20 protein-coding genes, 1 tRNA gene and 1 pseudogene are annotated in these 20742 nt (G+C 51.3%); 17 read left to right on the top strand and 5 right to left on the bottom strand.

What is annotated here, in order from left to right; all coding sequences use genetic code 11:
* Positions 1 to 24 precede the first annotated feature (24 nt).
* Positions 25 to 759 (bottom strand): hypothetical protein, encoded by a 735-nt coding sequence (locus NR177_RS08700; RefSeq protein WP_256852694.1) that lies wholly within the window; start codon positions 757 to 759, stop codon positions 25 to 27.
* A gap of 453 nt (positions 760 to 1212) precedes the next feature.
* Here NR177_RS08700 and NR177_RS08705 point away from each other — a divergent pair, with 453 nt between their 5' ends.
* The 4 genes from NR177_RS08705 (at position 1213) to NR177_RS08720 (ending at position 4633) form a co-directional block, all read left to right on the top strand.
* Complete coding sequence (locus tag NR177_RS08705) at positions 1213 to 2025, top strand: DUF6387 family protein (RefSeq protein WP_256852695.1); 813 nt, start codon at positions 1213 to 1215, stop codon at positions 2023 to 2025.
* Positions 2026 to 2308: 283 nt separating this feature from the next.
* Positions 2309 to 3508, top strand: coding sequence for a GTPase (locus NR177_RS08710; RefSeq protein WP_256852696.1), 1200 nt, complete (start codon positions 2309 to 2311; stop codon positions 3506 to 3508).
* 257 nt (positions 3509 to 3765) lie between these two features.
* Complete coding sequence (locus tag NR177_RS08715; protein WP_210494171.1) at positions 3766 to 3978, top strand: AlpA family transcriptional regulator; 213 nt, start codon at positions 3766 to 3768, stop codon at positions 3976 to 3978.
* A 43-nt stretch (positions 3979 to 4021) separates the two neighbouring features.
* Positions 4022 to 4633 carry a hypothetical protein gene (locus NR177_RS08720; protein WP_256852697.1) on the top strand — a complete coding sequence of 204 codons (612 nt, stop codon included), beginning with the start codon at positions 4022 to 4024 and terminating at the stop codon, positions 4631 to 4633.
* A 163-nt stretch (positions 4634 to 4796) separates the two neighbouring features.
* Here the strand turns inward: NR177_RS08720 and NR177_RS08725 are convergent.
* From NR177_RS08725 to NR177_RS08735, 3 genes and pseudogenes are all read right to left on the bottom strand, one after another.
* Positions 4797 to 5609 (bottom strand): annotated as a pseudogene (locus NR177_RS08725) (tyrosine-type recombinase/integrase); the annotation flags it as partial.
* 179 nt (positions 5610 to 5788) lie between these two features.
* A tRNA-Arg gene (locus NR177_RS08730) sits at positions 5789 to 5863 on the bottom strand.
* Between the two features lie 73 nt (positions 5864 to 5936).
* The gene (locus NR177_RS08735) at positions 5937 to 6869 is read right to left on the bottom strand and encodes a formate/nitrite transporter family protein (RefSeq protein WP_096010926.1); all 933 of its coding nucleotides are present in this window, start codon (positions 6867 to 6869) and stop codon (positions 5937 to 5939) included.
* Between the two features lie 243 nt (positions 6870 to 7112).
* Here NR177_RS08735 and ccmA point away from each other — a divergent pair, with 243 nt between their 5' ends.
* The 10 genes from ccmA (at position 7113) to mlaA (ending at position 14960) form a co-directional block, all read left to right on the top strand.
* Entirely contained in the window at positions 7113 to 7730 is a 618-nt protein-coding gene (gene ccmA, locus NR177_RS08740; protein ID WP_256852698.1) for a cytochrome c biogenesis heme-transporting ATPase CcmA, read from the top strand.
* Positions 7730 to 8389, top strand: a complete 660-nt coding sequence (gene ccmB, locus NR177_RS08745; RefSeq protein ID WP_218995441.1) for a heme exporter protein CcmB — start codon at positions 7730 to 7732, stop codon at positions 8387 to 8389. Before ccmA ends, ccmB begins: the two co-directional genes overlap by 1 nt.
* 54 nt (positions 8390 to 8443) lie before the next feature.
* On the top strand, positions 8444 to 9184 hold the full coding sequence (locus tag NR177_RS08750) for a heme ABC transporter permease (protein ID WP_109717628.1): 741 nt from the start codon (positions 8444 to 8446) through the stop codon (positions 9182 to 9184).
* Positions 9181 to 9411 carry a heme exporter protein CcmD gene (gene ccmD / locus NR177_RS08755; protein WP_256852699.1) on the top strand — a complete coding sequence of 77 codons (231 nt, stop codon included), beginning with the start codon at positions 9181 to 9183 and terminating at the stop codon, positions 9409 to 9411. Before NR177_RS08750 ends, ccmD begins: the two co-directional genes overlap by 4 nt.
* On the top strand, positions 9408 to 9893 hold the full coding sequence (ccmE, locus tag NR177_RS08760; RefSeq protein WP_256852700.1) for a cytochrome c maturation protein CcmE: 486 nt from the start codon (positions 9408 to 9410) through the stop codon (positions 9891 to 9893). The genes ccmD and ccmE overlap by 4 nt, the downstream gene beginning before the upstream one ends.
* Positions 9890 to 11848 (top strand): heme lyase CcmF/NrfE family subunit, encoded by a 1959-nt coding sequence (locus tag NR177_RS08765; RefSeq protein WP_256852701.1) that lies wholly within the window; start codon positions 9890 to 9892, stop codon positions 11846 to 11848. The genes ccmE and NR177_RS08765 overlap by 4 nt, the downstream gene beginning before the upstream one ends.
* A complete protein-coding gene (locus NR177_RS08770; protein ID WP_063880359.1) occupies positions 11845 to 12399 on the top strand; it encodes a DsbE family thiol:disulfide interchange protein in 555 nt (184 codons plus the stop codon). The genes NR177_RS08765 and NR177_RS08770 overlap by 4 nt, the downstream gene beginning before the upstream one ends.
* Positions 12396 to 12851: a cytochrome c-type biogenesis protein gene (locus tag NR177_RS08775; RefSeq protein ID WP_256852702.1), complete on the top strand. Its 456-nt coding sequence runs from the start codon at positions 12396 to 12398 to the stop codon at positions 12849 to 12851. Before NR177_RS08770 ends, NR177_RS08775 begins: the two co-directional genes overlap by 4 nt.
* A complete protein-coding gene (gene ccmI, locus NR177_RS08780) occupies positions 12851 to 14065 on the top strand; it encodes a c-type cytochrome biogenesis protein CcmI (protein ID WP_256852703.1) in 1215 nt (404 codons plus the stop codon). Before NR177_RS08775 ends, ccmI begins: the two co-directional genes overlap by 1 nt.
* 130 nt (positions 14066 to 14195) lie before the next feature.
* Complete coding sequence (gene mlaA / locus NR177_RS08785; RefSeq protein ID WP_063880356.1) at positions 14196 to 14960, top strand: phospholipid-binding lipoprotein MlaA; 765 nt, start codon at positions 14196 to 14198, stop codon at positions 14958 to 14960.
* Positions 14961 to 15103: 143 nt separating this feature from the next.
* Here the strand turns inward: mlaA and fadL are convergent, their stop codons facing one another.
* Positions 15104 to 16378: a long-chain fatty acid transporter FadL gene (gene fadL / locus NR177_RS08790; protein ID WP_063880355.1), complete on the bottom strand. Its 1275-nt coding sequence runs from the start codon at positions 16376 to 16378 to the stop codon at positions 15104 to 15106.
* 357 nt (positions 16379 to 16735) lie between these two features.
* Between fadL and NR177_RS08795 the strand changes: the two genes are divergently transcribed.
* The 3 genes from NR177_RS08795 to fadJ all read left to right on the top strand — a co-directional run bounded on the left by NR177_RS08795 (position 16736) and on the right by fadJ (position 20625).
* A complete protein-coding gene (locus NR177_RS08795) occupies positions 16736 to 17032 on the top strand; it encodes a YfcZ/YiiS family protein (protein WP_256852704.1) in 297 nt (98 codons plus the stop codon).
* 162 nt (positions 17033 to 17194) lie between these two features.
* The gene (fadI, locus tag NR177_RS08800; RefSeq protein WP_256852705.1) at positions 17195 to 18505 is read left to right on the top strand and encodes an acetyl-CoA C-acyltransferase FadI; all 1311 of its coding nucleotides are present in this window, start codon (positions 17195 to 17197) and stop codon (positions 18503 to 18505) included.
* The gene (gene fadJ / locus NR177_RS08805) at positions 18505 to 20625 is read left to right on the top strand and encodes a fatty acid oxidation complex subunit alpha FadJ (RefSeq protein WP_256852706.1); all 2121 of its coding nucleotides are present in this window, start codon (positions 18505 to 18507) and stop codon (positions 20623 to 20625) included. Before fadI ends, fadJ begins: the two co-directional genes overlap by 1 nt.
* Positions 20626 to 20742: the final 117 nt, after the last annotated feature.

Raw genomic sequence — 20742 nt, forward strand, 5'->3', positions numbered from 1 at the left:
AGGTACAGGCTGGCTGCGGTAATTTTATTTCTGACCGTGAAACCGCCTGCGCTGGTCAGTTCTGGCCCCACTGAAGGGGGACGGGCCTGCAAGGCTGATAACATCATCACGGAACATCAGCGGCAGCTTTGTATTCGTCCAGCTCAGCATCAGATTCATAATATATCCACGGTACAGCGTGTCTGCATCGTTTGCCCCTTCAAGTACACCCGGTGCGTGGGCTGAGTCATACCGTTCAAACTGGCTGTACTTCATTCTGAGCAGGCTGGTCAGCTCAATGGAGTGGAAGAGAAAGAATTCATTGATGAGCGCATCAATTCGCTCGTCCATAATGCGCTCATGGCAGGTGACGTAAGCGTGAGCCTTTTGCCCGATCACGTCGGCCAGCTCCGGTAGCTGCTTTTCCCTCCGGGTAATCAGCCCGGCCAGCCTGGTTGCCGTTTTCTGTTGCTCCAGATACTCCGCGCGCAGCGCCTTCACCTCAGGCGTGACGGTGCCGCCGTTCTGCTCCAGAAGCTCACGAAAGCGCGGACGGTTGTCCCGGCTTGCCTGTTCCGTTTTAGTCTGGCTCTGGCGTAGCGGCTCAACGCTCTCCGTGGCAGCGGCTTCGGCCTTTTTGGTCTCCACCCATGCCATCTTTTTTTCCTGGAGTTCCTGAATGCGGGTCTGCCAGCCAGCGGGAAGGCTTTTTACCAGCGCTGCGGTAGAGGCCAGCAGAATCCACCAGGCGATATGACTTTTCTTTTGGGCGTGCGGCATCAATCTGCTTCACAGTCACCATGTGGGCATAATTCCGGGCATAGTTTTCGGTGTGCCCACAACATGCCCGCAAAAAGTCGTCGTAGTAAATTCATGTCGGATCGCGGCGGTTATAGATGGTTTATTGCTGAGTGCGATTCTGAAGGGGGTTTGTTTTTTTTCAGTGGAGGTGGATTGGATAAAATCTGGTGTCCCTGCAGAAATCGAACTGGCGTTTAGTTTACTGATTTAAAAGGTTTTTATTGAAATTAAGTGTTTTATACCATCATAGATACCAACACTAAAAAATAACCTTAAAAACTATTGTGAGACACTTAAAAAATCGTCTTAATTATACTCAATTTTATCAGTCGTTGTTACTGTTTCACAGCTTGTTGATTGAAGAGCTGGTTCAAGGTGATGATGAGCTGACTTCTACATTGAGCTATAAAAACACAAATGTAAGGCCTCGGTATGGATACGGTTCAGATCTACAAAGAGCTACAGGCTTGGTTTGATTACGACAACTATGTTGATGTCAAGTCTTGCACTTTAAAAGGCTTACATAAGGAGTTACAGGTAAGAAAGAACATCCTCGACTCAATTGAGTTTTTTGGAGAAGGAGATGATTATTTTGACCAGATCCTTGCAGGTAACCCTCTATTCAGTAAAAGAATTGACCTCGACACTCATCTGGCAGAAAGCCAAACGCACATACGACAAGTCACTTTTGGTCATATTGAAAGCCTCAGAAGATCACTTGAAATGTTCTCGCAAGAATCGTTTGTCAAAGGTAGTGATCAACTTAAGAAAGATGTCAGGGAGAAGCCACTTACTCAAAGTATGAGAGCCGTTGTTCTGGGAACAAACGAAAGCCGTGTGTATACCTACTTTGACCTCGAAAGCTCTTCGGATGACGAAATCATAGGCTCGCTTCGTGCGCTACTTCCTATGTGGAGGAAAGAGTATGGAATCAAGGGCAGGAAGCAAGAGGCTTTCGGGCTGGGAAAGATTCTAAAGTTGGTTGACTACCGTATCCTTCCAATGATTGATCTGCTCTTGTGGGCTAAGTTAAATGATGTCTCTCTTTCAAACACCATCCTTTCCAGAGTTCTTTATCCTAAGCTCACAGATGAGGTTCGAGGAGATGAGCAACTCAAAGACACTGATCGTCCAATAGCTGAGAAAGCTATGTCAGGTGAGACCTGTAAAAACATTGAGAGTTTTATTAACAAGAATCGCCATCTCATAGATATACCGTTGTCAAAACTGCGAGAATTAATTTAGGTATATATCTGCTTATCGACAATGGTTAAAATTTACCCACTTATCACCAAAAGCTTAAGTGAAAGAGTGAGTTAGAGCGAAGGTTAAATCGTAGAAGGCTTTAAGTTCTATAGCTATGCAAAAGATATCTGAAAAATACGTAGTAATTAAGAAAAATCCGAAATACAATCATTTCAGAACTACCTTTAAGCTTCGCAGATCAACAGAAATTTATTACACCAAAATGCCATAGATTATTACGGTAGCTACGATTGTTTTTATCTTGTTAATTAAGGAAAATTAAATGGGTAGTAAAGCCTCCAATGTATTTGATGCTTTTGATAAGTTTGTTGGTGATGCATATAATAAAGAAACTAATACTTTCGATTCGGCAAAAGCTGAAGACAACGCTTTTAATGGCAAAGATAAATTCAACATAATTATTTTTGGAGCTACAGGTGTTGGTAAAAGCACTTTAGTAAATTCATTTTTTGGCGAAGATTTAGCGGAAGCAGGGAAAGGTAAGCCTGTAACCCAACATCTCACCAAAATAAAATCTAAAAAGAAAGGCGTCGTTCTATGGGATACAAAAGGAATTGAAGCAAAAGATTACGAACAAACCATTAGTCAACTCAAAAAAGATATAAAGAATAGCTTTGAAGAGTATAAACATGTTGATGATGTGCCTCATCTTGGCTGGTTATGTGTGGATTCCTCAAGCTCAAGAATTGAGCCAAGAGATATTGAACTTTTGAAGTTGACGGAAGAATATGAAATTCCAACAATTGTAGTATTTACGAAAGCCTATGGTGAGTCCGAGGATGAGTTTATAGAATGTGCGATTAAAGAAATCACCAGCGAGAAAAATAAAATAAAAAAACTAAATTACGTGAAGGTTCTTTCTTCTGACTACAGGATTAACAAAAGTATTACTATACCATCTCATGGTATGGATGAGTTACTTAATATTAGTTTGAAACTACTCCCAGAGGGAGTTAAAGGGGCAACTAACGCCCTAAAAAAGGCTCAAGTAGTAAAGTCTGAAATTAGACTTGAAGCAATGAAAAGCAGTGCAAGAAAAGTTGTTCATGCGGCATCCGTTGCTGCGGGTGTAGTCGGTGCATCACCCATACCTGGTTCAGATGCACCACTAATAGCCGCTGCTCAAAGCACTATGATTTATAAGATAAATGCGGAGTTTGAACTTAGCTCTGATATATCAAATGCAACCAGCGTGGTTACTGGTATATTAGGAATAACTGCCATTGCTCAGGTTGGAAAAGCTGTAGTTTCGAATTTATTAAAATTCATTCCAGGTGTGGGCAGTGTCATTGGTGGAGCGATCTCGGCAACAACAGCTATAGCATTGACTGAGGCAGTTGGACACGCTTACATAGCAGTTCTTGAAGCATATTTTAATAAAGAAACAGGTGTTGTTGAACTACCAAGCAATACAACAACTATTTTAAACACATTTAAAGAATACTTTTCTTTCAAAAGATAACAATTCTATATTTATGAAGTAATTATTGGTGTTCGAAAAAAAACCGTCATAAAGTCGTTAATAATTGAGATTGATCAGATTTATTAGAGTTTGACTTCCTTTTTTTTAAAAATGTCAAGGGGGAGTATTTTAAAAAAAACGTCCCCCAAGACACTAATGTAGTAATGGCCCACAAGTAATAATGTCCACTAAATCCCTTCAAAGCCTGTTCCCGTCTACTTAGTATCAACTCATCGACAAGACGAGGAGATACAATCATGAATACAGCAACTCCAAGCACCACACGACTCATTCGCTTACCTGAAGTGCTACATAAAACTGGTTACAAGAAAGCATGGATTTATCGATTGATTTCTGAAAATAGATTCCCTAAACCTATCAAATTAGGTTCGAGAGCTGTGGCTTTTATTGAGGCGGAGATTGATCAATGGGTTTCTGACACCATCAACAATTCGAGAAAGGCTGGATAGTAAGTATCCAGATCAACAACAACAACGACAAAGCGAGGACAATGTGGAAATCAAAGAATTCCTAAATATTGGAAACCTTTCAAGGCTTGTGAGTCAAGAAACCTTTGATAAGATTTTCGATACTGAAGCCATTAGATTATTACCTATGAATACATTGATTAAGAAATCTGTGGCTTGCTTAAGCTATTACCTTGAATATAGCCAACTAAGCTCATTCCATTTGTCATCAGAGTTAGATGAAGAGAGTCGAAATTATATTTATGAAAGCATACTATCAGTGGTCAAATGTAATGAGCTACTGAGAGGGTTATCAAAGAAATTCACAAAGAATGAAATTAATATCGCTGTAGAAAAGACAGAAAAGGGCGAAGACTATGTGTTGCTATGTGGCTTAAGTATTAAAAGAAGTATGCTTAACCATTATGTTGACACAATGCCGGATCTTCTCCCAGATGAAGATTCATTTATGACAGATGACATAAATCTTCTCAAGCTAAGCACTGAAGATATAAGTGAAATTTTGCTATGTGACATGTTGGAAAGAGGAGCATTGGTAATTCATATGGGAGATGAACTCCGTAGTAAAGCTAAAGTTATTCAAGAGGAATACTGGAATCAGGTGGAAGATATTTACTATGGGAAAGCGGCAAGATGAATATTAATTTGAAATCTCATGATTTAAAAATTGTAAAGTTTTAAGATCAAAAAACATAAAAACTTAACAAAATACTTTCCAAATTAGTTTTTGGCGGCGCTGTATCACTTATTCAATAAGGCTTTATTAGTTTTTCTTCTTGTATCGGGTATGACTACGAATAATATTTTACCCCTTTCATAGGTTGTCGCTTTCCGGGGATAGTCCACAGTGAATTTTTGAGATCGACTTCTGACCAGCGAGCAAATCGCAGTTCACTCGAACGGACAAAGGTCAGGAGTGTTAACTGCACTGCAATTTGGGTAATGCCTCTTCCTTTATACGCTTCCAAACGATTCATAAGCTCTGGCAATCGTTCCAGAGAAAGGGCAGGGCGATGAACACTTTTAGTGGAAACAACAGCACCAGTGAGGTCGTTTGCAGGATTCTGTTCAATCAAAGCATTGTGAACGGCATACCTCATTACCGCCGTAATGCGCTGTTGTAAGCGGGAAGCCAGTTCATGGTGTCCTGAAGCTTCTGCTTTTTTCAAAGGAACCAACAAATCACGAGTTTTTAGCTCGCTGATATTACGTTTGCCGATGACAGGGAACACATGGGAAACAAGGCTGTTCAAAACAGTTGTTCTATGACTTTCTGACCATGTTCTGTTACTGGTATGCCATTGTCGTGCAACTTGCTCAAATGTTAGCAAGCCCTTGCTCTCAATCTTTTGCGTTTTTCGCTTCTCACTTGGGTCTACATGGTTTGCAACAAGCTGACGAGCTTCGTCTCTTCGTCGTCTGGCTTCAGACAATGAAACCTCAGGATAAACACCCAGTGCGAGAATTTTCTGTTTGCCAGCGAAGCGATACTGGAAACGCCAGTATTTGGAACCACTTGTGGTAATCAAAAGATGCATACCATTACCGTCGGTCATCTTGACAGGCTTATCAGAAGGCTTTGTATTTCTTACTGTTAACTCTGTGAGCGCCATACTAAAAACCCTCAGATGATGGTATCTGCAATATCGAACTTAACATACCAACATATGTACCAACTAAACAGAGTGGATTTTGAAATACAGCGGTAAACGTCAATGGGCAATTGGCGAGAGGTAAGTGTTTGAATTTAAAGAGTTGGCTAGACTTTGAAATACTTAGGTGGGCTAACATATGGTGTCCCCTGCAGGAATCGAACCTGCAACTAGCCCTTAGGAGGGGCTCGTTATATCCATTTAACTAAGGAGACGCCAGCGCAGTATAACGCAGTTATGCGGCAGGATTCACTACACTGCCGCGCGTTTGCTCATTCTGTCAGCAATTTAGCGTTCTTCTTGTTGCTGCTGACGTTTTTTCTCTGCTTTTCGCCGTTCGGCTTTCGCTTTGGCCTGTGCAGCTTCGCCCATATCATTACGGATCTGTGCATGACTAATCAGGGCGAAAATCAGCGTGCCACCGGTAAGGTTACCCAGCAATGTCGGGATAGCGAAGGGCCAGATAAAATCGGTCCAGGGTACGCTGCCGTCAAATACCAGGTAAAACACCTCAACAGAACCCACCACGATATGCGCCAGATCGCCCAGCGCGACCAGCCAGGTCATCATCACAATCACAAACAGTTTGGCGCCCCCTGCAAAGGGGAACATCCAGACCATCGTGGCGATAATCCAGCCTGAAATCACCGCATTGGCAAACATCTCACCCGGCGTGTGTTCCATCACTTTCATGCTGATATCGGTAAAGGCTTGTCGTGTGGCCTCATCAAAGATGGGCATCTCGTTAAACGCCAGCGCCGCGAATGCCGTTCCGATGAGATTCCCCAACAGCACAATGCCCCACAGGCGCAGCAGTAATCCGACATTGCCCATCGTCGGTTTGTGCATTATCGGCAGCACGGCCGTTACGGTGTTTTCAGTAAAAAGCTGCTGACGGGCCATAATGACAATCACAAAGCCAAAGGTGTAGCCCAGGTTTTCCAGTAAAAAGGCTCCGGGTACGCCGTCCAGATGAACCTGAAAAATGCCTTTTGCCATGAGCGACGCGCCCATCGACAAACCGGCCGCAATAGCTGACCACAGCAGGGCCATGCCGTCACGCTCCAGCTCTTTCTCCCCATCCTGACGAATTTCTTCGTGGATAGCGGCAGCGCGTGAGGGAAGGGCATCTTCATTTACCTCGATATCCTCTTTGCCTTCGTCCTTTTCTTCGCTATCAACATCATTTTTGCCCTGATTCATGCTTGATGAAGGCTTCATGTTTTCTCCTGGTAACAGTGCAAATGCGTTATAAGCGTAGACGTTTTTTGGTGTGTGAAAGTGTTTCTGCAATTGCTAACAAAAGTTACAACATTTTAATGGAGCGCGCTTTTTGACCGTTGCACTACGCGTAAAGCACGAATGTCTACAACAGGCTGGAAAGCAGGAGGCGCGCGGTCTTCGGCAGATTGCAACATTGTGCTATCATTTCCGCCTTATTTGGCTGGCGCGATTTACCCTCCCATGTTGGAAATCATCAATCTGCTTTGTGTTCGTGATGAGCGTGCGCTCTTTGAGGCGCTTACGTTTAGCGTGGCAGCGGGCAACATTGTGCAAATTGAAGGGCCAAACGGGGCCGGTAAAACCTCACTGCTGCGCGTCCTGGCGGGATTAAGCACGCCAGAACAGGGTGACGTGCTGTGGCAGTCGCAGCCCATTCAGCGGCAACGCGACGAATGGCACCGTTACATGCTGTATCTGGGCCATCTTCCGGGTATCAAAGCGGCACTTTCTCCGCTGGAAAATTTGCGGTTTTATCATCATACGTGCAGCGATGAACAAATTTTTAACGCACTAGCCAGCATTGAGCTGGCGGGCTATGAAGACGTCGCGGCATCGCAACTCTCTGCGGGGCAGCAGCGTCGCATTGCCCTGGCACGGTTGTGGCTGACTCAGGCAAGGTTATGGATTCTGGATGAGCCTTTAACCGCCATCGATAAAACCGGCGTTGAAACGCTAATCGCCCGGTTTGCCGACCACCTGGGTGGCGGCGGGGCGCTGATTTTGACCAGCCATCAGGCTTTGCCCGGCTGGCGCGGAGAAATAACCAAAATCAGTCTGAAAAGCGTGGAGTGTCATTAATGCTGTTTCGCCTTATCCAGCGTGAGTTGCGTATCGCATTTCGTCGAGGGGCAGAGGTGGTCAATCCGTTGTGGTTTTTCCTGATTGTCATCACGCTCTTCCCGCTGGGCATTGGACCCGAGCCACAGCAACTGGCGCGCATTGCCCCTGGCATTGTCTGGGTTGCCGCCTTGCTTTCCTCGCTGCTCGCACTGGAAAGGCTGTTCCGTGACGACTATCTCGATGGAACGCTGGAACAGCTTTTATTATCGCCCACGCCGCTACCGGTCACGGTGATGGGCAAAGTGATCGCCCACTGGCTGGTAACCGGCCTGCCCCTGATTCTGCTTTCGCCGCTGGTTGCCATGTTGCTCTCACTGGATATGTATAGCTGGCGGGCCATGGCATTAACGCTACTGCTCGGTACGCCAACGCTGAGTTTTTTAGGTGCCATCGGGGTTGGGCTGACCGTTGGGTTGCGTCGCGGCGGCGTGCTGCTCAGCCTGCTGGTTTTACCCCTGGCGATTCCGGTCCTTATTTTTGCCAGCGCCGCCATCGATGCGGCGGGGCAGGGGTTAGCCATTGGCGGTTATCTGGCGCTGCTGGGTGCCATGCTGGTTGGCAGTGCCACGCTGGCCCCTTTTGCAACAGCGGCTGCCTTGCGCATCACGCTGCAATAAATCATCACGCAACAGACGTGCAGATAAGCACTAATTAAATGTGAGCAATTCATCATGTGGAAAGGATTACATCAGCTGGCAAAGCCTGAACGGCTCTATCAGTTATGCGGTCGGCTGGTGCCGTGGTGCGCCGTGGCCTGCATAGCGAGTTTGCTGCTGGCATGGGTGTGGGGATTTGGCTATGCACCGCCGGATTATCAGCAGGGCGACAGCTTTCGGATTATGTATATTCACGTTCCTGCGGCAATGTGGTCGATGGGCGTTTACAGCGCCATGGCGGTTGCCGCATTCACCGGCCTGGTATGGCAAATGAAAATGGCCGATCTGGTCTCGGCAGCGATGGCACCGGTGGGAGCTGTCTTCACCTTTATTGCCTTAGTCACCGGTTCTGCCTGGGGCAAACCGATGTGGGGCACCTGGTGGATTTGGGACGCCAGATTAACGTCTGAGCTGGTGCTGCTGTTTTTATATCTGGGCGTTATCGCGCTGTACCATGCGTTTGACGATCGCCGGACGGCCGGACGCGCGGCCGGTGTGCTGATTTTGGTCGGCGTGATCAATCTGCCCATCATTCATTTTTCCGTGCAGTGGTGGAATACCCTGCACCAGGGATCGTCCGGGCTGATGCAGCAGGCGATAGCGCCACCGATGCGCACGCCGCTGCGCTGGGCGATTCTGGGTTACCTGTTGTTGTTTATTACCCTTACGCTACTGCGCCTGCGTAATCTCATCCTGCTAACGGAACGCCGACGTCCCTGGGCGATTGCTCTTGCAAACTCAAGGAGCAAGTCATGACGCCTGCTTTTGCCTCATGGCATGACTTCTTTGCCATGGGAGGCTATGCCTTCTATGTCTGGCTGGCCGTCCTGTGTACGGTACTACCCATGTTGGGGCTGGCACTGCACGCGCTGCTGTCGCATCGTCGTCTGCTGGCTGACATTCGTCAGCGTGATGCCCGGGAGCGCCGCCAGCGTGCGGCCAGACGTCAACATGCCAGTGAACCGACAGGAGAGGAAAAGTGAATACCCGTCGTCGTCATCGTCTGTATGTTGTGCTGGCGATACTAACCGGACTTGGGCTGGCCACGGCGCTGGTGATGTATGCGCTGCGGTCCAATATCGATCTGTTTTACACGCCGGGTGAAATTATCAATGGCAAAGGCGAAGCGCATATCAGGCCTGAGCCGGGACAGCGCCTGCGCGTGGGCGGCATGGTGATGCCCGGCAGTGTGACACGCGATCCCCAAACCCTGGCCGTCGCCTTTCAGCTTTATGACGGCAGCGCCGTGGTCAGCGTTAACTTTGTCGGCATCTTACCGGACTTGTTTCGTGAAGGTCAGGGCGTCGTAGCCCAGGGCGTTCTTGAACCCGGCAATCTGATTAACGCGAAAGAGGTGCTGGCGAAACATGATGAAAACTACACGCCACCCGAAATTACCATGGCAATGAAGCCCGCACCGCAAGGGCAGGAAGCCGTGAAACAGCAGGCAGGGAACACACCATGATGCCAGAAGTGGGCAGTTTTTTACTCTGTCTCGGCTTAGCGCTGGCGCTTCTGCTCAGCGTTTATCCACTGTGGGGCGCATGGCGTCAGGACGCGCGTTTAATGGCAATGGCGCGCCCGCTTGCCGCCGGTTTGTTTGCCTGCATCGCGGGCGCATTTATGCTGCTGGTATGGGCCTTTATCGTTAATGATTTCACCGTCAGCTATGTCGTTAACAACGCCAATACGCTCCTGCCGGTGTATTACCGCATTGCCGCGACCTGGGGCGCGCACGAAGGCTCGTTGCTGTTGTGGGTGCTGCTGCTCAGCAGCTGGACGCTGGCCGTGGCAATATTCAGCCGTGGTATGCCGCAGGACGCGCTGGCCCGTGTGTTGTCAGTGATGGGGATGATTAATCTGGGCTTTTTGCTGTTTATTATCCTCACCTCAAATCCGTTTAGCCGGACGCTCCCCGATTTTCCTGTAGACGGTCGCGATCTCAACCCAATGTTGCAGGATATCGGTCTGATTTTTCATCCGCCACTGCTGTATATGGGTTATGTCGGCTTCTCCGTGGCCTTTGCGTTTGCCATCGCCTCGTTAATGGCGGGACGGCTGGATACGGCCTGGGCCCGCTGGTCGCGCCCCTGGACCACCGCCGCCTGGCTCTTTCTCACCATCGGCATTGTGCTGGGTTCAGCCTGGGCTTATTACGAACTGGGCTGGGGCGGCTGGTGGTTTTGGGACCCGGTGGAAAACGCGTCCTTTATGCCGTGGCTGGCGGGCACCGCTTTGATGCATTCGCTGGCGGTCACGGAAAAACGCGGCACCTTCAAAGCCTGGACGGTGTTGTTGGCCATCACCGCGTTCTCACTGAGCCTGCTCGGCACCTTCCTGGTTCGCTCTGGCGTGCTGGTGTCGGTGCACGCGTTTGCCTCCGATCCTGCGCGCGGCATGTTTATTCTGGCATTCCTGGTGATTGTGATTGGCAGTTCACTGCTGCTGTATGCCATTAAAGGCGGACAGGTGCGCAGTCGGGTGCAAAATGAACTCTGGTCGCGCGAATCTTTCCTGCTGGGGAATAACGTACTGTTGATTGCGGCCATGCTGGTGGTGCTGCTCGGTACGCTGTTGCCCTTAGTGCATAAGCAATTAGGCCTGGGCAGCATTTCGGTAGGCGAACCCTTCTTTAATGCGATGTTTAGTTGGTTAATGGCCCCGCTGGCATTGATGCTCGGTATTGGGCCGTTAGTGCGCTGGCGACGTGATGAACCGCAAAAACTGGTGCGCCGTTTGCTGTTAGCGCTGGTCGTCACGCTGATCGCGTCCGTGCTGCTGCCCTGGTGGTTACAGGATCGTGTTGAAGCCATGACGGTGGTGGGATTACTGATGGCGGTATGGATCATCGTGTTGACCCTGATGGAGCTGCATGAACGCGCCACCCATCGTCACCGTTTTTTCACCGGATTACGTCATCTTTCGCGCAGTCACTGGGGCATGGTGCTGGGACACCTTGGCGTGGGCGTCACCGTGATTGGCATTGCGTTCAGTACTCAATACAGCGTTGAGCGCGATGTAAGAATGAAAGCAGGGGACAGCGTCGATATCCATCACTACCATTTTGTTTTTCGTGATGTTCAGGAGTTACAAGGCCCTAACTACAGTGGCGGCGTCGCAGTCATTGATGTTTCTCGCAAGGGCAAGCCGGAAGCCATCTTGTATGCCGAAAAACGCTTTTACTCTGCTGCGCGTACCATGATGACCGAGGCGGCTATTGACGGGGGTTTTACCCGTGATCTTTACGCTGCGCTGGGTGAAGAGCTGAATGACGGCAGCTGGGCGGTGCGTCTTTATTACAAACCCTTTGTTCGCTGGATCTGGTTTGGTGGGTTGTTCATGGCTGTCGGCGGCCTGTTCTGTTTACTGGACCCCCGCTATCGCTCGCGCAAGAAAGCCGATCCTGAGGCGCAGGCATGAAAAAAATTCTGTTTGTTCCGCTGGGATTATTTTTACTGCTGGCAGCCGCCCTCCTGTGGCAACTGTCACGGAATGCTGAAGGGGACGATCCTTCCCGGCTGGAGTCAGCTCTGATTGGCCAGCCCCTGCCCGTTTTCAGGCTGGAGGCGCTGGATAAACCGGGTCAAACCTATAATCAGCAGACGCTGATTACCGGTAAGCCGCTGTTGCTGAACGTCTGGGCGACCTGGTGTCCAACCTGCCGCGCCGAGCATCGCTATCTTAATGCGCTGGCAGAGCAGGGCGTCCGTGTTGTAGGGCTGAACTACAAAGACGATCGCCAAAAGGCGGTGACCTGGCTGAATACGCTGGGGAATCCTTATGCGCTCAGCCTGTATGATGGTGACGGAATGCTGGGCCTCGATCTTGGCGTCTACGGTGCACCTGAAACTTTTCTGATTGATGGCAACGGGATTATTCGCTATCGCCATGCCGGTGACCTGAACCCGCGCGTCTGGCAACAGGAAGTGAAGCCATTGTGGGATAAATATATGAAGGAGAGCGGCGCATGAAATCCCTTGTGATGATGATCTGTGGGCTGCTGTTTAGCGCCAGCCTGTGGGCCGCGATGGATACCTATGCATTTGACTCCGTCGCGCAGGAAGAGCAGTACCGGGACATCACGGCCTCGCTGCGCTGCCCTAAGTGCCAGAACAACAGCATTGCCGACTCCAACGCCATGATTGCGTCAGATATGCGGTTAAAAGTTTACCAACTGATGAAACAGGGACAGAGTCGTCAGCAGATCATCGACTATATGGTGGCGCGCTATGGCCATTTCGTCAGCTACCAGCCGCCTGTCACCCCATCCACCCTGATCTTATGGGCCGGGCCGGCACTGTTTATGGTACTGGGCGCTGCCGTGATCGTGCTGCGTAGTCGTCAGCGCAAAACCCGCAGCGAGCTTGATGATGAAGAACAGCAGCGCCTGGCGGCGATTCTGAAGTCGGACAGGAAAGTATAATGGCGGTTTTTTTAATCACGATGTTGCTGCTCCTGCTGGCGGCCTGCGTGCTGTTTTTGGCTGCAGGCTGGCGACAACGCGAGGCGCGCGGAGATGCGCGTGACAGCCTTAACACACATTTTTATCAGCAACGGTTGGCTGAACTCACTCAGGATGAAGAACAGGGCGTGATTGCCGATCGGGCCGTGATGGAGCGAGAGTTGCAGCAAACCCTGCTCAGTGACATCCCGCCTGCGTCGGAGACCCACGCGCACAGCAGCAGCCGTCGTTGGGTGCTGTTACCCGGCCTTATCGTGTTGATCGTCGTGTCTGTGGCGAGCTATCTCAAAACCGGCGGATTAACGCAGTTGAGTGGCTGGATGCAGATACAGGAAGACTATCCGGCGCTGCGCGCGCAGGTCATGGACCCTCATGCCCGGCCGCTTACCCTGGAGCAACTCTCACGTTTACAGCTCGGTTTGCGCAGCCAACTGCAAAGCGAACCTGATAATCGTGGCGGCTGGGCGATGCTGGGCCGTCTTGGTATGGTACTCAATGATGCCACAACCGCCCGTCAGGCGTTTGAGCGAGCACTCCAGTTAGCACCCAACAATATGGCCTTAAAGCAGGATTATGCCGAGGTACTGACGCGATCGGGCGATCCTCAGGATAACCGCCAGGCCGGGCTGTTGCTTAAGGTTCTGCTTAAACAGCATCCGCAGAATATCCGCACGCTGAGTCTGCTGGCCTATAATGCGTTTGAACAGCAGCAGTATTCGCAGGCCATAGACAGTTGGGAAGCGCTGTTGCACATGTTGCCGGCCGATGATCCTCGTCGCGACGGCATCGCGCACAGCATTGAACAAGCCAAAACAGACGCCGGGCAGCAAAACACACAACTGGCGGTCGACGTGACACTTTCTCCGCAGGCAGAAAAAATGTTACCGCCGGGCGGAGTCATGTATATTTCGGTTACTGACGGTATATCGCCTGTCCCGGTGGCGGTGAAGCGGCTATCGCCCGGCCATTTTCCCGTATCGCTGACGCTGGATGACAGTAATGCCATGTTGCAAGATCGCCGTCTTTCGGCGCAGAAACAGATCCAGGTGCGCGTCAGAATTTCACGCAATGGCCGCGCCAGTCCAGAGCCGGGCGACTGGTTCGGGCTTAGCGCAGTGGTTCCCTGGGATGGTCATCAGCACATTGCCGTGGCGATCGATCAGCAGCAGCCTTAACCGGCTGCTATCTGGCAATGTCTGAATCTGTGAACCGCACGGGAGATATCAGCTATGCTTGCTGCAATGCGCTGATCTACCCGGTGAAACTTGCAGGGTATAAATAACTTACATGCACAGGGAGAAAAAAATGGATCACCGCCTGACCAGCCTGGCCTTGGCCAGTGTGCTTCTGGTTGGTTGTGCCAGTTCAAAGCCTGACGACGACGCGCCTGCAGGGCGTAGCGATCCGCTTGAAGGCTTTAACCGCACAATGTTCAACTTCAACTATAACGTGCTGGACCCGTACGTGCTGCGCCCTGTGGCAGTCGCCTGGCGCGACTACGTGCCCGTGCCTGCACGTGCTGGCCTGAGCAACTTCCTGGGTAACCTTGGCGAGCCAGCCAGTATGGTGAATGCTATCCTGGTCGGCGATCCGCGTAACGCGGGTATCCACTTTACGCGCTTCTTCCTGAATACGGTGCTGGGGCTGGGCGGTTTCATCGATGTCGCCGGTAAAGCCAATCCGGAACTGGCACGTCAGGGATCGCAGCGTTTTGGTACTACGCTGGGTCATTATGGTGTGGGTTACGGTCCTTATGTGCAGTTACCTGGCTATGGGAGCTTCACGGTGCGTCAGGACGGCGGTGACTACGTCGATACGCTTTATCCTGTGCTTGGCTGGTTGACCTGGCCCATGTCGATTGGTAAATGGACACTGGAAGGCATTGAATCACGCGCGCAACTGCTGGACTCGGATGCCATCCTGAAACAGCAACGCGATCCTTACGCCTTTGTGCGTAGCGCCTATTTCCAGCGCTATGACTTCCTGGCGCGCGGCGGCAAGTTGAAGCCAGAAGATAATCCTAACGCTGCGGCGATTCAGGGCGATCTGAAAGATATTGATTCTCAGTAAGCCAAGTCCAGTGAAAAGCCGCCTGTGCAAAGGGCGGCCTCAGGATGATGTAAGGCTGTTACGCTGTCGTCCTGATAACGTTGATGACTGTTGGACAATAAAAAAGCGACACGCAGTGTCGCTTTTTTTATGCGTTTAGCGCATCAGAACTTGTAGTTAAAGCTCGCGCCATACAGCCAGGCTTTACCGCTGGAGTTAAAGGTATAGTTGCCTTCCTGTACGGTGACTTTCTGACCGTGCATGTAAGACACGCCGACGTCTACCGATGCAGCGTCGTTAAACGCATAAGAGGCACCGGCGCTCAGCCACAAACGGTCCTGATCCGGGATAGAGATAGAACGTTTATCTGCCGGAACCGGGCTGTCATCAAAGGCGATACCGCTGCGGAAGGTCCAGTTTTTGTCGTACTGATAGGTGGTACCCAGTGCGATGCGGTAGGCATCATGGAACCCCTCATCTTTGTAAAACAGCGTCTGGCCGTTTGAGCCCGTCGCTTTCAGCTCCTGGAACTGGCTCCAGCTGGTATAAGCCAGGCTATAGTGCACGGCCCACTGCGGTGCCACTTTATGCCAGCCTGAAACTTCCCACATTTCTGGCAGGTTCAGGGTTAGTGACCCCGGAATGGTATTACCGCTTGTGCCAAAAGGTGCACCGGGAAGATTAAAGGCATTGATAGCGGCGGGCAGATTACTTTTGTAATCCCCATCGAAATCGACTTTCACTTCAGAGCGGTAGGTGAAACCGAAACGGTTATTTTCATCCACTTCATACAAAATACCGGCGTTCCAGCCGTAGCCCCATTTGTCACCTTTCAGGCGGGCAATCTGCGTATCAGCCGGAATGCCGAGTGCAGAGAAGGATTCGCCAGCATAACGCTCAATTTTTGCTTTGGCATAAACAGCGTCAAAGCCCACACCGAAGCTGAAATGCTCATTCAGACGATAAGCGGTGCTGAGGTTCAGGTTAGCGGTCATCAGGTCGGTTTTACCGCCGAATCCCCCCGCGGTATAGCCATCATTAAATTCTGTCGCCAGGCCGTAGTTTGAGGTCGCGGATGCGCCAACCCACCATTGATCGTTAATCGGCTGGACGTAATGCAGGTTAGGGATCCACTGATTGGGGGCGATGTTTTTCGCATCCAGACTGCGTCCCGATGGACTTTGCCCACTGATATCGACCTGAGGATCAATATAAACCGCACCGATAGAAAACTCAGGACGATCCATGAGCGCCATGGTTGCCGGGTTACGACTGGCTGAGGCCGCCGTATCACCCATTGCGCCTTCGCCAGAATAAGCGCGACCTAAACCAATGGAAGAAAATTCATTTAACTGAAATCCGGCTGCGTATACGTTAGAGGAAATTAGCGCTACTGCAGCTGCCACGGCTGACTTTGCGAACAGGTTTTTATGGTTCATGACCACAACCTCATGTGAATTATTATTTAACGTTGTGACGTCGCGTAACAAGGAACGGCGGATTGTATGGACTGATGTCAAACGTACATATCAGACCAGTGCGGAGAGTATAGGTCCGACCTGTACACATGTTGCAATATTGTTTTTAAAATATTTCCAATTTGATCGATGAAAATTCGATCTGCTTAACACTTCTCAGGATAAAACGGCAAGAGAGGCAGGATTAAAACTGATCCATATCAAATTTTATTGTGATATTCGTCACTTAGCGCGGTGTGTCTGGCAGCCTGAAAAACGAAGGCGTAAAATTTTTAGCAGAAAATTACCCACCTTATGATGTGTTGTCAGGAGAGACCCATGACTGATGCTTTAAAAAAATGTAGCGCGACAGAAACGGCCGCGTGCTGTTGTGTTGATGTCGGTACGGTGATGGATAATTCGGACTGTACGGCCAGCTGGTCAGAATGGTTTGCCCGGCGTGCCGAGGCGGAAAGTAAACTGGCCCGCCTGACTGAAAAAGCGCGGCAGGTCGAGTCCGAACCCTGTGTTATTCAAGCCAGCATGGTGGAAGCGGCCGACGGCGTGCAGCTTAATATCGATTTCACCTTTAGCTGTCAGGCTGAAACCCTGATTTTTCAACTCGGTTTACGTTAAGGCTTTCGACGCCGCTTCTGTGCGGCGTTTTTCATTTTCGTGTTTCTCATCTCACTTTTCTCCTCCTGATGTTGGCGGCGCCCCGGCTTGTGGTTAACACTGTGGATCAGGTCAGACCTCTTTCGGCAATGATGCCTCGGTCACGATGTACAGGTGAAAACAATGAGCAAAGCGCAGTCACTGCTGACGCGTAATGGCGAGCGCATCGCCATAACCCACGGATTACGTACACCTTTCCTTCGCCAGGCTACGGGTTTTCACGGCATCCCAGCGGTCGAGCTGGGCCGCATGGTGATAAGCGAAATCATGGCCCGTAGTGAGCTTCCGGTCGACATCATCGAACAACTGGTCTTCGGGCAGGTGGTGCAGATGCCGGAAGCACCGAATATTGCGCGTGAGATTGTGCTGAGCAGTGGCCTGAGTGTGAATACCGACGCCTACAGCGTCAGCCGGGCCTGCGCCACCAGCTTTCAGGCGGTGGCAAACGTCACTGAAAGCTTACTGGCCGGTACCATTTCTGCGGGCATTGCGGGCGGGGCTGACTCCTCCTCGGTGTTGCCTGTCGGGGTGAGTAAAACGCTGGCGCGTGCGCTGGTGGACATGAATAAAGCGCGCAGCCTTTCGCAGAAGTTACATATTCTGCGGCGGTTGCGGCCCCGAGATCTGTTACCGGTGCCGCCTGCGGTCGCGGAATATTCCACAGGATTACGCATGGGTGATACCGCAGAACAGATGGCGAAAACGCACGGCATTAGCCGGGAAGAGCAGGACGCGCTGGCCTTGCGATCGCATCAGCGTGCAGCCCAGGCCTGGCAGTCAGGCGTGCTGAATCAGGAAGTGATGGCCGCTTTTGTACCGCCGTGGAAAACGCCCATTGAACAGGATAATAATGTGCGCATGGATGCGAAAGCCGCCGACTATGCCCGACTGCGTCCGGCGTTTGACCGCCAGCACGGTACTGTCACCGCGGCAAACAGCACGCCGCTTACCGACGGTGCGGCGGCAGTCATTTTGATGCGTGAAGGCCGGGCAAAAGAGCTTGGTTTACAGCCGCTGGGCTACTTACGCAGCTATGCGTTTACCGCTATCGACGTCTGGCAGGACATGCTGCTAGGGCCGGCCTATGCTTCACCTTTAGCGCTGGATCGCGCCGGAATCACGCTAAGTGATTTAACCCTGATAGATATGCACGAGGCGTTCGCGGCGCAGACGTTAAGCAATTTAAAAATGTTCCGTGATGAACGCTTTGCCCGGGACGTGCTAAACCGTCCGCATGCGCTGGGCGAGGTCGACGAGGCGCGCTTTAACGTCTCGGGCGGATCGATCGCCTTTGGGCATCCCTTTGCCGCCACCGGTGCGCGCATGATCACCCAGACGTTAAATGAATTACGCCGCCGGGGCGGGGGGCTGGGTTTAGTCACGGCCTGTGCCGCCGGGGGTTTAGGTGCAGCAATGGTTCTGGAGGCCGAATAATGGAACAGAGCGCTTTCACATTACAGATGCGGGACGATCACATTGGCGTGATCACCATTGATGTGCCAGATGAAAAGATGAATACATTAAAGGCGGAATTTGCGGCGCAGATTGCGGCGATCATCGCGCAGGCGCGCAAGAACCCGCAGTTGCTGGGGCTGGTGCTGATTTCCGGCAAGCCTGACAACTTTGTTGCAGGTGCCGATATCAGCATGATCGATCGTTGTCGAAACGCCCATGAGGCGGAAGCGCTGGCGAGACAAGGACAGGAGGTGATGGCCGCTATCGCAGCCTTACCTTTTCCGGTGGTTGCAGCGATCCACGGTGCCTGCCTGGGCGGTGGTCTTGAGCTGGCGCTGGCCTGTAACACGCGCATCTGCTCGCTGGATGATAAAACCCGCATCGGCCTGCCGGAGGTACAGTTGGGATTACTGCCGGGCTCGGGTGGTACCCAGCGTCTGCCTCGCTTAATCGGCGTGCAGAAAGCGCTACCGCTCATTCTTACCGGTAAAAATCTGCGAGCAAAACAGGCGAAAAAGCTGGGCATTGTGGATGATGCCGTGCCGCAGGCCATTCTGCTGGATACCGCCATTGCGCAGGTAAAAAAAGGAAAATTGCGCAGAGCGCCGCTGCCATTGCGCGATCGACTGCTGCAAGGCCCGGTGGCTCGCCAGGCGCTGTTCGCGCTGGTCAGGCGTGAAACCGACCGTAAAACGCAGGGTAACTATCCTGCGGCACAGCGCATCATCGAGGTGGTACGCATCGGCCTGGAGCAGAACAGCCAGGCCGGTTATGCCGCCGAGGCGCGCGCGTTTGGCGAGCTGGCGATGACACCCGAGTCGGCCGCGCTGCGCAGTCTGTTTTTTGCCTCAACAGCACTGAAGAAAGAGAACGGGACCCGTGCCGAACCACGACTCATCCAACGGGTTGGGGTTTTGGGGGGCGGACTGATGGGCGGCGGGATCGCCAGCGTCAGCGCCATGAATGCCGGGTTGCCGGTGCGCATCAAAGACATCAGCCTGCAAGGCATCAACCATGCGCTGCAAACCAGTTGGGCGCTGCTCGGTAAAAAAGTGAAACGTCGGCAGTTAAGTCCGGCGCAGCGTCAGCAGCAGATGGCACGCATCAGCGGCGGCACGGATTATCAGGGTTTTGCTCACCGCGATATGGTCATTGAGGCGGTGTTTGAGGATCTGGCGCTTAAAAGGCAGATGGTGGCCGACGTCGAGGCGCATTGTCAGCCTGATACGATCTTTGCGTCTAACACGTCATCGATCCCTATTGCGGAGATTGCTGCGACGGCCCAGCGTCCGCAGAACATCATCGGTCTGCATTACTTTAGTCCGGTAGAAAAAATGCCGCTGGTGGAGGTGATTCCGCATGCGACAACCTCACCTGAAACGCTGGCCAGCACGGTCACGCTGGCACGAAAACAGGGTAAAACGCCGATAGTGGTGGCGGACAAACCGGGCTTTTACGTCAACCGTATTCTGACGCCTTACATCAATGAAGCCATGCGCTGTGTGGTGGAAGGGGAGCCGATCGATCACATCGATCGGGCACTGGTGAAGTTTGGTTTCCCGGTCGGGCCCGTTCAGTTGCTGGATGAAGTGGGGATTGATGTCGGCAGTAAAATCTCTCCGGGGTTACAGCAGGCTTATGGCGAGCGGTTTGCTGCGCCTTCTGCGCTGGATGCGGTGATTCAGGATGGACGCAAAGGGCGTAAAAACGGTAAGGGGTTTTATCTGTATGGATCATCGCGATTCGCGCGCAAAAAAGTCGATCCCGCGGTGTACAGCTTATTGAAGCGTAAACCGGTGAAGACGCAGAGTGGCGCGCAGATTGCCGAGCGTTGTGTGTTGATGATGGTAAACGAAGCGGTGCGCTGTCTGGATGAGCAGGTTATTCGCTCGCCGCGGGACGGTGATATCGGTGCCGTGTTTGGCATTGGCTTTCCGCCGTTCCTGGGAGGGCCGTTTCATTACATTGACAGGCTGGGCGCAGCAGAGGTTGTGAGCAGATTAACGCGGCTTGAGCAGCAATACGGTGACCGTTTTGCGCCCTGTGACGCACTGCTGCGCGCGGCGGAACAGCAGACAAAGTTTTACACTTCTTCATAAATACGAATACCCATCCTGATTCAGGGGGTTAGAAACGCGCCGCACAAGCGTGAGGCGCTACACGAATCTGACAGGTGCTTATTTAATAAACAACCGGTTGACTATACTGAAGTCATT

The sequence above is a fragment of the Pantoea sp. Fr+CA_20 genome (assembly GCF_024520835.1).
GTDB classification, from domain to species: domain Bacteria; phylum Pseudomonadota; class Gammaproteobacteria; order Enterobacterales; family Enterobacteriaceae; genus Pantoea; species Pantoea allii.

What these genes read in the sequence shown, in the direction of transcription:
- NR177_RS08700 (WP_256852694.1), bottom strand. Translation starts at nt 759, where the DNA reads ATGCCGCACGCCCAAAAGAAAAGTCATATCGCCTGGTGGATTCTGCTG.
- NR177_RS08705 (WP_256852695.1), top strand. Translation starts at nt 1,213, where the DNA reads ATGGATACGGTTCAGATCTACAAAGAGCTACAGGCTTGGTTTGATTAC.
- NR177_RS08710 (WP_256852696.1), top strand. Translation starts at nt 2,309, where the DNA reads ATGGGTAGTAAAGCCTCCAATGTATTTGATGCTTTTGATAAGTTTGTT.
- NR177_RS08715 (WP_210494171.1), top strand. Translation starts at nt 3,766, where the DNA reads ATGAATACAGCAACTCCAAGCACCACACGACTCATTCGCTTACCTGAA.
- NR177_RS08735 (WP_096010926.1), bottom strand. Translation starts at nt 6,869, where the DNA reads ATGAAGCCTTCATCAAGCATGAATCAGGGCAAAAATGATGTTGATAGC.
- ccmA (WP_256852698.1), top strand. Translation starts at nt 7,113, where the DNA reads ATGTTGGAAATCATCAATCTGCTTTGTGTTCGTGATGAGCGTGCGCTC.
- ccmB (WP_218995441.1), top strand. Translation starts at nt 7,730, where the DNA reads ATGCTGTTTCGCCTTATCCAGCGTGAGTTGCGTATCGCATTTCGTCGA.
- NR177_RS08750 (WP_109717628.1), top strand. Translation starts at nt 8,444, where the DNA reads ATGTGGAAAGGATTACATCAGCTGGCAAAGCCTGAACGGCTCTATCAG.
- ccmD (WP_256852699.1), top strand. Translation starts at nt 9,181, where the DNA reads ATGACGCCTGCTTTTGCCTCATGGCATGACTTCTTTGCCATGGGAGGC.
- NR177_RS08765 (WP_256852701.1), top strand. Translation starts at nt 9,890, where the DNA reads ATGATGCCAGAAGTGGGCAGTTTTTTACTCTGTCTCGGCTTAGCGCTG.
- NR177_RS08770 (WP_063880359.1), top strand. Translation starts at nt 11,845, where the DNA reads ATGAAAAAAATTCTGTTTGTTCCGCTGGGATTATTTTTACTGCTGGCA.
- NR177_RS08775 (WP_256852702.1), top strand. Translation starts at nt 12,396, where the DNA reads ATGAAATCCCTTGTGATGATGATCTGTGGGCTGCTGTTTAGCGCCAGC.
- ccmI (WP_256852703.1), top strand. Translation starts at nt 12,851, where the DNA reads ATGGCGGTTTTTTTAATCACGATGTTGCTGCTCCTGCTGGCGGCCTGC.
- mlaA (WP_063880356.1), top strand. Translation starts at nt 14,196, where the DNA reads ATGGATCACCGCCTGACCAGCCTGGCCTTGGCCAGTGTGCTTCTGGTT.
- fadL (WP_063880355.1), bottom strand. Translation starts at nt 16,378, where the DNA reads ATGAACCATAAAAACCTGTTCGCAAAGTCAGCCGTGGCAGCTGCAGTA.
- NR177_RS08795 (WP_256852704.1), top strand. Translation starts at nt 16,736, where the DNA reads ATGACTGATGCTTTAAAAAAATGTAGCGCGACAGAAACGGCCGCGTGC.
- fadI (WP_256852705.1), top strand. Translation starts at nt 17,195, where the DNA reads ATGAGCAAAGCGCAGTCACTGCTGACGCGTAATGGCGAGCGCATCGCC.
- fadJ (WP_256852706.1), top strand. Translation starts at nt 18,505, where the DNA reads ATGGAACAGAGCGCTTTCACATTACAGATGCGGGACGATCACATTGGC.